Origin of the sequence: Pseudoxanthomonas sp. GM95 (assembly GCF_900109775.1) — a bacterium.
Lineage (GTDB): Bacteria > Pseudomonadota > Gammaproteobacteria > Xanthomonadales > Xanthomonadaceae > Pseudoxanthomonas_A.
This window is the reverse complement of the sequence record NZ_FOAX01000003.1, coordinates 366,366-378,116: the sequence shown is the minus strand read 5'-3', so window position 1 is coordinate 378,116 and position 11,751 is coordinate 366,366. Positions and strand designations below refer to the sequence as shown.

Here is an 11,751-nt window from a genome sequence, read left to right as displayed (position 1 = left end):
CTTCAGCAGGGGCTTTTAGGGGAAAGCCATCGCCACTGAAGTGGCTCCCACAACAGCAGTAGACCCGATCGACACAGCCTTGCCAGGCATCGCAGTACAGTCGGCGCTCTCGCGAGGAATGCCGATGAAATCCAAGACGCCGCTCAAATCCGACGACGACGACCAGCAGCGCCTGGCCGTGCTGATCGATGCCGACAACGCCCAGCCGTCGGTGATCGAAGGCCTGCTGGCCGAAGTGGCCAAGTACGGCGTGGCCAGCGTCAAGCGCATCTATGGCGATTTCACCAGCACCCGCATGACCCAGTGGAAGGCAGCGCTGCTGAAGCATTCGATCGCGCCGGTGCAGCAGTTCGCCTACACCAGTGGCAAGAACGCGACCGACAGCTCATTGATCATCGATGCGATGGACCTGCTGTACACGCATCGCTTCGACGGCTTCTGCCTGGTGTCCAGCGACAGCGACTTCACCCGCCTGGCCCAACGGCTACGCGAGGAAGGGCTGGTGGTCTACGGCTTCGGCGAGCGCAAGACGCCGGACGCCTTCGTCCAGGCCTGCGACAAGTTCATCTACAACGACGTGCTGCGCATGGCCGAGCCGCAGGAGACCGCGCGCGTGGTCGCCGCGCCCAAGCCGGCAAAGAAGCGTGCCGCCGGCAAGGCGCCGATCGTCGAACCCGAGGCGGCCGCTCCGGTGCCCGCGCCGCAGAAAGGCAACACGCCGCCGCTGTCGCTGCTGCGCCAGGCCATCGAAGAGGCGTCCGACGAATCGGGCTGGGCGTTCCTTGGCGCGGTCGGCGGTTACCTCAACAAGATCCGCCCGGACTTCGACCAGCGCCTGTATGGGCACGCCAAGTTGAGCGGCCTGTTTCGCAGCCAGTCCAAGCATTTCGCGGTGGAAGAGCGGCCCGCGCCGGGCGCCAACGGCGGCAAGCATCTTTACGTGCGCTCGCTCTGAGTGCGACCGCCGTTTGTGTTCGCGTCATGTGCGCTCGGGTAGGGTGCGCGGATCGACCAGCCTTGGGAGGGGCGCACGATGGCTTACACCGGACGCTTTTCCACGCCGGAACCGGCACGCGACATGATCGATGCCTTGCCCGGCATCACCGCCGTTGAATTCGGCACCGCCTGGTGCCCGCACTGCATCTCGGCGCAGTCACCGCTGCAGCAGGCGCTCGATGCGCGCCCCGACATTACCCACGTGAAAGTGGAAGACGGCCGCGGCCGTCCGCTGGGCCGCTCGTTCCGGGTCAAGCTGTGGCCGACCGTGGTGCTGATGCGCGAAGGCGTGGAAGTGGCGCGAATGATCCGGCCGCGTTCGGCCGAGGACGTGCAGCGTGGCCTGGCATTGCTGGACAGCGCCGCGGCCTGATCGGACGCGGCAAGCAAGGAGGCCACGCGTGCTGTGTCTCCTTTCGCAACGCGAAGAGAAGAACGCGGTCAGCCGCTTGATGCGGCACGTCGCTGCGCCAGCGCGCAGAAAAATTCCACGTACTGCCGATGCCCGCCCGGAAACACTACGTCCAGCCGTAGCGGATCGTCCGCATCGGTGATGCCGCGCGCCGCATCGAAGATCGAGAGCGACGCATTGCCCGCACTGCGCTGCAGATGCGCGACATCCAGCGCCGGCCGCTTGACTTCATCGCCGCTGCTGTCGATGTACACCACGCGATTCTCTGTTTCGAACGCCTCGCCTAGCCGCTGGATCAAGGTGAGAAAGCCGCGATCGCTGCCGCCACGGAGGAGCTGGCGCGTGCCGGTGGCATCGGTGTGCGCCAGGCTGGTGACTGTATCGCCCACGCCGACGAGGATTGGCATGTCTTCATGCGCAATCCGCTCGCGCACCAGCGCCACCTGCGCATCGAGCGTGCGCGGCGCCTGGCGCGCGTTGAAGTCCTGGCCCAGCGGCCAGCGGCCGGTGCGGCGATGCACGGACTGGTTGAGCAGCATCAGCACGCCGGCTTCCTTGACCGCGCCGGTGAGCATGAACTGGAAATCCGTGGTGCCGGCGCTGTCGGCGTCGGCCGGTTTCATGCGCTCCAGACCATCGTCGCCGCGGCCCAGGTTGGGCGCGTAATGGACGAAGAACGCGCCGTGCAGCCCGGCGACTTCGGCTTCATGCAGCAGCTCATCCATGAACTCGCTTACCTGCGCCTGCAGCTGCGCGTACAGCGCAGGCTGCGCCTGGAACAGGTGATGCAGCGCATTGAGGTTGAGCGTGGGCGAGGCTGGGTTATCCAGCACCACCGTGGCCACCAGCGAGGCAACGCGATGGGCTTCCAGGTGATACGGCGCGCCCAGCAGCAGCGATGACAGGAATCGCGTGGCGCGCATCGGCAGCGTGTGCAGGAAGGCCAGTTCGGCCTCGCTGACGCCCGGGTGCGTCACGTGGCCGAAGCGATCCTGGTGCTGCACGCCGCCGGCGGCCAAGCCCGGCAGATAACAGCCGTGCGACGGCGCCGCGGCATCGTGATCGAACACGCGATCGACGATCGCATTCACGCCGCGTGCGCCGATGTGCTCGCCATTGGTCAGCACCTGGAACGCATCGCCGAGCTGGTGCGCGGCCTCCAGGTAGCGGCGCTCCAGCGTGCGCGTGAGCGGGTCATGCACCAGGCCCATGCACACGCCGTCCAGGTCCTGGATCAGCAGCAGGTTCGGCGTGGTGGCCAGCGCGGCGAGCAGGGCGTCATGGTCCTGCGAAAAGACGGGTTGTTTCGACTTCATGCGCACAGGGTAACCAGCGGCGCGTGGCGGGCGCGCCAAGACGCGCTACGTCAGCTCGCGCAACACGGCGACGAAGGCCTTCAGCCCCGCCGGCACATGGCGGTGGCCCGGGTAGTAGAGGAACAGGCCCGGCATCGGCGGACACCAGGCTTCCAGCACGCGCACCAGCGCATCCGTCGACAAGCGGGTGCGCGCGATCATCGCCTGCTGCTGGGCAGCGCTGCCTACACGCGCGTGCATGCCGCGCTCACCGCGCGCCTGACAGAATTGGAAGCCCAGCGGGGCATCACCTGCGCAATGGATGTCGATGCATGACGCCGTGCTGGGGCGTGCACGCTGCATGGCACATGTTCATGTGCAGATGAACCGTCTCGAACGCCACGGCGGCCGATGCACGATGCGGCGGGCGTTGTCGTGGAAACATTGTGGCGTGCCGATGTCGCGCGCGTGATGCGGTAGCGCAGTCGGGTGCGCGCCGCGTGCAGTTGCCCACAGGAGGTGAAGCCATGTCCCTGCCCATGTCACGTCATCGCACCATCGACGTCCTGCAGGCCGGCCGCGCGCTGGCTGCCCTGGCGGTGGTGATGATCCACGTGACGTTTCCCACCAACCATCTGGTGGCGCCGATTCCGGTCGCGCTGAACACGCTGATGGAGCGCGGCTATCTGGGCGTGGATTTCTTCTTCGTGCTGTCCGGCTTCATCCTCTACTACGTCAACTATGACAGCAGCCAGAGGCGTGGCTGGACCGCGCGCTACGTGGAAAGCCGCCTGACCCGGATCTACGTGCCCTATCTGCCGGTGGCCATCGCGTTGCTGTCGGTGTACCTGCTGTTCCCGCGCCTGGCCGAATCCGGCCGCACCTGGAGCGTGCTGGCCACGCTGACGCTGATTCCGCTGGGTTCGCAGTCGGCCTTGGGCACGGCGTGGACGCTGGCGTTCGAGCTGCACTTCTATCTGTGGGCGCTGCTGTTCTTCAAGCTGCGTCGGCCGCTGCTGTGCGGCGCGTTGTGGGCGCTGGCGATCGTGGCGCGGCTGCTCACGGCGCCGCCGTTCCAGCTGCCGGTCGATACGTCGCTGGCTTCGATCCTGTTGAATCCGCTCAACCTGGAATTCGTGTTCGGCATGACCGCGGCCTGGCTGGTGCTGGGCACGCGCCTGCGCACGGCGTGGCCGTTCGTGCTGGGCGCCGTGGCGAGCCTGGGACTGTTCGCGTGGCTGGGATACCCGCGCGGCAGTTCGTATCTGTTCGGCCTTGGCTTGGCCTGCCTGCTGGTGCCGCTGGTGCGGCTGGAAGACGCCGGTGCATTCGGCGTCCCGCGCGCGCTGGTGCGCCTGGGCAACGCGTCCTATGCGATCTACCTGCTGCATATGCCGCTGATGTCGGCGGTCGCGCGCATCTCGGCGCGGGTGCCGCTGCTGCACCACTGGGCGGCGAACGTGCTGCTGAGCTTGGTCGCCGCCATTGCCGCCGGCGTGGCCTATCACCGGCTGTTCGAGAATCCGGCGCTGGCCTGGGTGCGACGCAGGCTCAAGCGCTGGTGGCCGCGCGCACCCGCGCCGCAGGCCAATCCAGGCGGTGGGGTCGGCTCGCGCTGAACTCCGGCAAGGCGTCAGGCGACTTCGTCGAGCTGCTCGCGATAGGTCGCGCGCGCGGCGCGGATGGCGTCGTGGTGGGTGTCGGCCCACACCACCAGCGCCTCGATGTGCGGCAGGACACTGCGGCCCATCGGCGTCAGCGCGTATTCCACCGCCGGCGGCTTGCTGGGGAACACCGTGCGCGTGATCAGGCCGTCCTCCTCCAGTCCGCGCAGGGTCTTGGCCAGCATCCGCTTGGAGACATCGTCGATCCGCCGCTGCAACACGGAGAAGCGCAGCGGCGTCTCTTTTAGCGCCTGCAGCACCAGCGTGCTCCAGCGGTCGGCCAGCCGGTCGAGCACATCGCGCACCGGGCACAGCGCGGCATAGGGGGCATTGGAACGGTGCAGGGTCATGGCACGGGCTCGTCGGGGGTTACACGCAGGTCACCTGGACACGCCGCGCTCCCTTCTTGGCAGGGGCGGTCCGGGCGCCCATCATGCCATGGTTCCTTTTCGTAACCACTGGAGTCACCCATGTCTTCCATCGCCCTGATCGGCGGCACCGGCAACGTTGGCCGCCGCATCCTGGCCGAGGCCCTGCGCCGCGGCCACACCGTCACCATCGTCGCCCGCAAGCCGGCCGATGACCTCGCCGGCGCAGGCGTGTCCTTCGTCGAAGGCGACATCGCCGCCGATCCGGCCGGCCTGGGCGCGAAACTCGCCGGCCACGACGTGCTGGTCAGCTCGGCCCGCTTCGCCACCGTCATGGCCGACCACGTGCTCACCACTGCGCGTGCGGCGGGCATCAAGCGCGTCTTGGTCGTCGGCGGCGCCGCCTCGCTGGAAGTGGCGCCGGGCGTGCGCCTGCTCGACAGCCCCGAGTTCCCCGCCGAGTACAAGTCCGAAGCCGTGCCCGGCGCGCAGTTCCTGAGCGACCTCAAGGCCGTGGACGACCTCGACTGGACCTTCCTGTCGCCGGCCGCGTATTTCCATGCGGGCGAGCGCACCGGCACGTTCCGCCTGGGCGGCGATGCCTTCATGGCCGATGCCGAAGGCAACAGCGCGATTTCCTATGAGGATTACGCGGTGGCGCTGCTGGACGAGATCGAAACACCCAAGCACGTGAAGCAGCGTTTCAGCATCGCCTACTAAATGGGCAACGCCGGCCCGTCGCCAGCGCGCGGCGGGTCGGCTTCATGCCTTGCGCGGGCGCTTGGGCTCGGCGGGCTGGACGATGTCCAGGGCAAAGCCCCAGATGCGCTCGAACGGCGCCAGCTCCTGCATCATCGGCGCGGCGCAGGCGCTGAAGAGCTTCAGCAACAGCAGGATGTCGGTGGCCACCAGGTCGGCGCGACAGCGACGCTGGGCCACCGCGGCCTGCACGACGGGATCGAAGATCGTCACCAGCCGCATCATCGCCGCCTCGATCTCCGGCTGGCTGCGGCCGACGGTCTGCCAGTACTCCACCAGCGGCGCGTGCGTGGCCACGCGCTCCAGTACGAAGCGCAGCAGCTGGACCAGTGCATCGGGCGTGTCGTGCAGGCGCTCGGCTTCCGCGGCGATGGTGTCCAGGCCGCGCTCCAGCAGCGCCAGCACCAGCGTCTGCCGGTCGGGGAAGTTGCGGAACAGCGTGGCCCGGCCCAGTCCGGCGCGGCTGGACACCAGCTCCAGCGGCGCCTGCACGCCGTGCTCGGTGAACACCTCTTCGGCCGCCTGCAACAACAGCATGCGGTTCTGCGCGGCGTCGGCGCGAAGGCGGGAAGGGGCGGAAGCAGCAGGCATCGGGGCAGCAGCGCGGGTGACGCACCACCTTACCGGCAAAGTCGTGACCGGTGCACGCCGGTGGACGCGCGCGTGATGCGTGGAGGCCTCAGCCGATCACGCGGGCGAAGGGCGGCAGCGCGTCGATGATCTGGCGGCCGTAGCGGCGCGTCAGCAGGCGCGAGTCGAGGATGATCACCCGGCCGGTGTCGGTCGAGGTACGGATCAGGCGGCCGGCGAACTGGGTCAGCGTGCGCAGCGCATGCGGGATCGCGATCAGGTTGAAAGCGTTGTGGCCGCGGCTTTCCAGCCACTCGCTCAAGGTTGCGGTCTGCGGGTCGGTCGGCACCGCGAACGGTACCTGGGTGATGACCACCGTGGTGCAGGCTTCGCCGGGCAGGTCCAGGCCTTCGCCAAAGGAATTGAGCCCGAACAGCACCGAGCCCTCGCCCGCAGCGATGCGGCGCAGGTGTTCGCCGATGACCTGCGACTTGTTGCCATCGCCCTGGACCAGCACGCGGTTGCGCTGGGTGACCGGCAGGAGGTCGGCGACCTTTTCCATCTTCCAGCGCGAGGTGAACAGCACCATCGAGCCCTTACCCCAGTCCAGTTCGCGGACCAGGTATTTGGCGACTTCCTTCGGATGGCCTTCGCGGTCGTCCGGCGCGGCCGGGAACTTGGGCACCACCAGCTGCGCCTGGGTGGCCAGGTCGAACGGCGAGGTCAGGCTGACGGTCTCGGCGTGGTCGGGCAGGCCGGTGTCGATGGCCAGCGCCTGGAAGCCGTTGCCACCGGTCAGCGTGGCCGAGGTCATCACCACCGAATCGACTTCCTTCCACAGCAGCTGGCGCAGCACCTGCGCGGCCGAGACCGGCGAGCAATGGCAGACCAGATCGCCATCGTGGGCACGGGTCATCCAGCGCGCCATCGGCGGCACGCCGTCGGGGTCTTCACGCTTCCAGCCGGCCCACAGGTCGTACTGGGCCTGGACCATCTCCAGCGCCATGCCGAGGTTGCGCTGCACGCGCTCCTTGGTGGCGTCTTCCTGCTTGGATTTGTTGACCAGCGGGCCGGCGGCGGTGACCCAGTTCAGCAGGTTGCGGGTGTCGTCGGCCAGCGCGTCGATGGCCGGCGACCAGTCCAGCGGCAGGCGGCCATTGGGCGCGCGCCACTGCGGTTCGCGCTCGGACGGATCGGGCGTCCAGGCCGCATCCAGCGCATCGCGGAAGGCCTTGAGCTGGCGGCTGACGTTGACCGCCAGGTCGATCGCCTCGTTGGGATGCAGGTGGCTGATCGTGTCCTTGTCGATCATGCGATAGGTCGCCGCGATCAGCGTCTGCAGGCGGCTGGTGCGCCGGCTCATGTCGTCCATCGGCAGGCGCGCGGCGCCCTGGCCGATGGCGACGCCGGCGACGTGGTGGCCTTCATCCAGCACCAGCAGCATCTCGCCAGGCGCGGCGATCAGCGGCTGGCCGTTCTCGTTGTCGCCCAGCGACAGCGTGGACAGCAGCAGCGCGTGATTGGTGACCACGATCTGCGCCTCGCGCACGTTGGCGCGCGCCTTCAGCACCGGGCACTGGCTGGCATAGGTGCACTTGCGGCCCGCGCAGCCAGCCGCGTTGGTGGTGATGCGCGCGCGCAGGGTCGGGGTGACGGGTTCGGGCGAAGCGTCGAGGTCGCCATTCCAATGGTTGTCGGTGAACAGCCGCGCCAGACGGTTGGCCAGGGTCGTGTCGGCCGGGGTCAGCGGGCGGTCGTAGAGCGCGCCTTCGTCGCCGAACATCGATTCCTGCCCGGTCGCCTCGCCCTGCAGCTCGGCCACGTTGCGCGTGCACAGGTAACGCGTGCGGCCCTTGGCCAGGGCGACGGACGCCTGCAGGCCAGTGGCCTTCAGGAACGCGGGGATGTCGCGCTCGACCAGCTGCGACTGCAGCGCCACGGTGCCGGTGCTGATGACCAGCTTCTTCTTGGCCGCCAGCGCGATCGGCACGCCGGCGGTCAGGTAGCCAAGCGACTTGCCCACGCCGGTCGGCGCCTCGATCACGCCCACGCCGCCACTGGTGCCCAGCGCGCGCGAGGCCACGCCGATCATCTGGCTCTGCGAGCGCCGGGTCATGAACCCCGGGGTCGCATCGCGCAGGGCGGTGTAGGTCTCGCGGATGCGCGTCTTCAGGGCCTCGTCGAGGCTGCGCCCCGCTTCGGCCGGATCCTTGCTTGCCGCTGCTGGGCCGGTGCCATCACTCATGGCGGGTATTTTCGCATGGGGGTGTCGCGGGGGACGAGATACGCGTCGGCCTATCTGGCGATTTCAGGATTGGCGCCGGCATTTCCCGCCTTCTGCGCTTGACCGAAAAGCAAGAGCTTCCGCCCCGCTACGCGGCGCGTCTTCCTTTTGTCTCGGCAAAAGGAAGCAAAACCGCCAGCGCCTGTCCCCAAGAGGGGATTGAAAACACTCGCCGCCGCGTTGCGGCGGTGCCCTGTGCTCCTCGCCGGAAACGGCACGGCGCGGGAACTCGCTGCGCTCAGACACCCGCGCCTCTTCGACCGTTTCCGCCTGCGGTGCTCGGCTCGCTTTAAAGGCGCTAAAGATCAACATCTGAGCAACAGCAACAGCAACAGCAACAGCAACAGCAACAGCAACAGCAACAGCAGAAGCAACAGCAGAAGCTAAAGCCAAAGACAAAGCCAGAGCAGTAGATCAAGCTCTGTTCTAGGTCATGCAGATTTCTGTGGCTTACGAGGGTGCTTGGCTTTTCAGCTTTTCGCTTCTGCTCTTGCCTGTGCTCTCAAATCCTCCGTGAGGCACGGCGAAGGGGCGAGGCCAAGACCCGCAGGGCGCCGCACAGGGATGTGCGGCGTTTTTGGAAGGGACATGGATGTCCCTTCCAAAAATCCCTCGCCACGTAGCGGACCCTCGCGAAGCGAGGGCGTGCCGCCGGGAGCGTGTTTCTTTGCCTACTGTTCTTTGCACGAGCAAAGAAAGTAGGTCGGGCGGCGAAGCCGCACGAAAGCTCTTGTTGTTGCTAGAACTCACGGCCCTCGTGGCGAGGGCGGTCACTCACCCCGCCTTCGGCTCCGGCGTCTGCTGCCGCAGCAGCGCATACACCGCATCGGTGTCCGGTCGCACGCCGTGCCACACCTCGAAACTTTCCGCGGCCTGCTCGATCAGCATGCCCAGGCCATCGACGATCGTGCGCAGGCCGGCGGTGCGGGCCCACGCCAGGAACGGGATCGCGACCTCGCTGTAATTCAGGTCCACCGCGGCGGTCATGTCGTTGCACAGGGCGAACGGCAGCGACAGCGGCACGCCGTCGTAGCGGCCGGCGGAAGTGGCGTTGATGACCAGCTCGAAGTCGCCGATGGTGGCCAGGTCTTCCCAGTAGCGGGTGTGGGCGCGGGCCGGTTCGCCCAGCACGTCGGCCAGGGCGTCGGCGCGCTCGGGATTGCGGTTGACGATGACCAGCTCGCGCACGCCGGCCTCCAGCAGCGCCGGGGCGATGCCGCGCGCGGCGCCGCCGGCGCCCAGCAGCAGGGTGCGACGGCCGCGCAAATCCAGGCCGTGGCGGCCGGTGAGGTCGCGGATCAGGCCGGCGCCATCGGTGTTGTCGCCGTACCACTGGGCCTCGTCCAGGCGCAGGGTGTTGACCGCACCGGCCAGGCGCGCGCGTTCGCTCAGCACGGTGCAGCGGGCGAAGGCGGCTTCCTTGTGCGGCACGGTGATGTTGGCGCCACGGCCGCCGCTGGCGGCGAAGGCGTCCATCGCCGCGTCCAGGGCGTCGGGTTCGGCATCGATGCCGACGTACTCCATCGCGATGCCGGTCTGGCGGGCGAACGCCGCATGGATCTGCGGGGACAGCGACTTGGAGACGGAGCGGCCAAACAGGGCGTAGCGACTCATGCGGGAACTCACGCGGAACTGAAGTGACCTAGTGTCCCACGCGCCGCGTAGACGGGTCTGCACGCCTTTGGGCGGGGTATCGGCTCAGCGCTGGGCGGCCACGCGCGCGGTCCGCAGGAAGCCTCCGGCCAGCAGGCAGATGCCCACCACCGCGACCACGCCCAGGCCCATGTGGATCAGGCCGATGGTCATCTGTAGCTGGCGCAGGTCGCCGCCGCCGGCCAGGCTGCGCTGCAACAGCGCGACCTGGCTCAGGCTGATCGCCAGCGCGCCCAGCTGGCTGACCAGCATCAGGGAGGCGCCGGCGCGGGCCAGGCCGCGGCCGGGCACCTGCGGGGCGACCAGTGAAATCACCAGCGCGAACGCGGTCGCGCAGACCATCGGCAGGCCGAGCAGGGCCTGCATCGCCAGGGCAGTGCTATCCATGGCTCAGCTGAAACGCTGGCGGATCAGCTTCGCCGCGTCGAAGGCGAAGTAGGTCAGGATGCCGTCGGCGCCGGCGCGCTTGAAGCCGGTCAGCGATTCCATCATCACCGCCTGCTCGTCCAGCCAGCCGTTGGCGGCCGCGGCCTTGAGCATCGCGTACTCGCCGCTGACCTGGTAGACGAAGGTCGGCCGGTGGAAGGTGTCCTTCACCTTGCGCACGACATCCAGATACGGCATGCCGGGCTTGACCATCACCATGTCCGCGCCTTCTTCCAGGTCCAGCGCGATCTCGTGCAGTGCTTCGTCCAGGTTGGCCGGGTCCATCTGATAGGTGAACTTGTTGCCCTTGCCCAGGTTGCCGGCGCTGCCGACGGCGCTGCGGAACGGGCCGTAGAACGCCGAGGCGTACTTGGCCGAGTAGGCCATGATCCGGGTGTGGATGAAGCCGGCGCCTTCCAGCGCGCCGCGGATCGCGCCGATGCGGCCATCCATCATGTCGCTGGGCGAGAGGATGTCCACGCCAGCGGCGGCATGGGAGAGCGACTGCTTGACCAGCGCTTCGATCGTCTCGTCGTTGAGGATGTAGCCGGCATCGTCGATCAATCCGTCCTGGCCGTGGGTGGTGTACGGGTCCAGCGCCTGGTCGGTCATCAGGCCCAGGTCGGGGAAGCGGCTTTTCAGCGCACGCGCCGCGCGCTGGATGATGCCGTCCTCGTCCCAGGCGATGCGGCCATCGGCGGTCTTGGCCTCGGGATCGGGCACGCCGAACAGATCGAGCACCGGCACGCCCAGTTCCAGCGCCTGCTCGCCCACACGCAGCAGTTCCTCGATCGACAGCCGCTCCACGCCCGGCATCGACGGCACCGGGATGCGCCCTTGGCCTTCGTGCACGAAGACGGGGAGGATCAGATCGTCGGTGGTCAGGGTGTTCTCGCGCATCAGCCGACGCGAGAATTCGTCGTGGCGCATGCGGCGCGGGCGGTGGGCGGGGTAGGACATAGATCGGGCTCCAGCAGCAGGCGGTCATGATACGCCGCCATACCCGAAGGCCTGCCGCAGCGCGCCGTCGCGGCTGACGCGTTTTCAGCCAGTGAGCGCTTGCTTGCAGTGGTCGGACCACCCTCGCAGCGATGCGGATGCCACCGCGCTCAACCGCATCGAAGCGCGCGCGCGTCATGTCATGCAACGGCGACCGATGCCTCGCGAGATGCCGCAGCGCAGCACCGAAACGCGTTGTGGGCCGCAGTTTGCGCGCGTAGGATCGCCGCCCAACGTCCGCCGGCAAATTACGCCGCGCGCAGGCTGGCGTTCGACGCAGGGGAACGTCGGGATCACAGCAGAAGCGTCGGATGGCTGCGTGCAA

11 protein-coding genes and 1 pseudogene are annotated in these 11,751 nt (G+C 68.0%); 4 read left to right on the top strand and 8 right to left on the bottom strand.

What is annotated here, in order from left to right; translation table 11 throughout:
• Positions 1-124 precede the first annotated feature (124 nt).
• Together BMZ17_RS16495 and BMZ17_RS16490 are read left to right on the top strand one after the other, a co-directional pair.
• Positions 125-955 (top strand): NYN domain-containing protein, encoded by an 831-nt coding sequence (locus tag BMZ17_RS16495; RefSeq protein WP_093142290.1) that lies wholly within the window; start codon positions 125-127, stop codon positions 953-955.
• A gap of 78 nt (positions 956-1,033) precedes the next feature.
• On the top strand, positions 1,034-1,369 hold the full coding sequence (locus BMZ17_RS16490) for a thioredoxin family protein (protein ID WP_093141051.1): 336 nt from the start codon (positions 1,034-1,036) through the stop codon (positions 1,367-1,369).
• Between the two features lie 68 nt (positions 1,370-1,437).
• Here BMZ17_RS16490 and stpA read toward each other — a convergent pair whose 3' ends face one another.
• Both stpA and BMZ17_RS16480 read right to left on the bottom strand, forming a co-directional pair.
• Positions 1,438-2,724, bottom strand: a complete 1,287-nt coding sequence (gene stpA / locus BMZ17_RS16485; protein ID WP_093141049.1) for a glucosylglycerol 3-phosphatase — start codon at positions 2,722-2,724, stop codon at positions 1,438-1,440.
• A gap of 45 nt (positions 2,725-2,769) precedes the next feature.
• Positions 2,770-2,892: pseudogene (locus BMZ17_RS16480) on the bottom strand (LysR family transcriptional regulator); the annotation flags it as partial.
• Positions 2,893-3,230: 338 nt separating this feature from the next.
• Between BMZ17_RS16480 and BMZ17_RS16475 the strand changes: the two are divergent.
• Complete coding sequence (locus BMZ17_RS16475; RefSeq protein WP_093141045.1) at positions 3,231-4,322, top strand: acyltransferase family protein; 1,092 nt, start codon at positions 3,231-3,233, stop codon at positions 4,320-4,322.
• 14 nt (positions 4,323-4,336) lie between these two features.
• Here BMZ17_RS16475 and BMZ17_RS16470 read toward each other — a convergent pair whose 3' ends face one another.
• A complete protein-coding gene (locus tag BMZ17_RS16470; RefSeq protein WP_093141042.1) occupies positions 4,337-4,717 on the bottom strand; it encodes a winged helix-turn-helix transcriptional regulator in 381 nt (126 codons plus the stop codon).
• A 120-nt stretch (positions 4,718-4,837) separates the two neighbouring features.
• On the opposite strand from BMZ17_RS16470, the gene BMZ17_RS16465 reads away from it, so the two are divergent.
• Positions 4,838-5,455, top strand: a complete 618-nt coding sequence (locus tag BMZ17_RS16465) for an NAD(P)-dependent oxidoreductase (protein WP_093141039.1) — start codon at positions 4,838-4,840, stop codon at positions 5,453-5,455.
• A gap of 42 nt (positions 5,456-5,497) precedes the next feature.
• On the opposite strand, the gene BMZ17_RS16460 is transcribed toward BMZ17_RS16465, so the two are convergent.
• The 5 genes from BMZ17_RS16460 to hemB form a co-directional block, all read right to left on the bottom strand.
• On the bottom strand, positions 5,498-6,031 hold the full coding sequence (locus tag BMZ17_RS16460; RefSeq protein WP_175485644.1) for a TetR/AcrR family transcriptional regulator: 534 nt from the start codon (positions 6,029-6,031) through the stop codon (positions 5,498-5,500).
• Positions 6,032-6,173: 142 nt separating this feature from the next.
• The gene (gene dinG, locus BMZ17_RS16455; protein WP_093141031.1) at positions 6,174-8,309 is read right to left on the bottom strand and encodes an ATP-dependent DNA helicase DinG; all 2,136 of its coding nucleotides are present in this window, start codon (positions 8,307-8,309) and stop codon (positions 6,174-6,176) included.
• A gap of 813 nt (positions 8,310-9,122) precedes the next feature.
• The gene (aroE, locus tag BMZ17_RS16450; protein ID WP_093141026.1) at positions 9,123-9,962 is read right to left on the bottom strand and encodes a shikimate dehydrogenase; all 840 of its coding nucleotides are present in this window, start codon (positions 9,960-9,962) and stop codon (positions 9,123-9,125) included.
• An 84-nt stretch (positions 9,963-10,046) separates the two neighbouring features.
• A complete protein-coding gene (locus tag BMZ17_RS16445; RefSeq protein ID WP_093141021.1) occupies positions 10,047-10,388 on the bottom strand; it encodes a hypothetical protein in 342 nt (113 codons plus the stop codon).
• Between the two features lie 3 nt (positions 10,389-10,391).
• Positions 10,392-11,387, bottom strand: a complete 996-nt coding sequence (gene hemB / locus BMZ17_RS16440; RefSeq protein WP_093141017.1) for a porphobilinogen synthase — start codon at positions 11,385-11,387, stop codon at positions 10,392-10,394.
• Between the last annotated feature and the right edge of the window lie 364 nt (positions 11,388-11,751).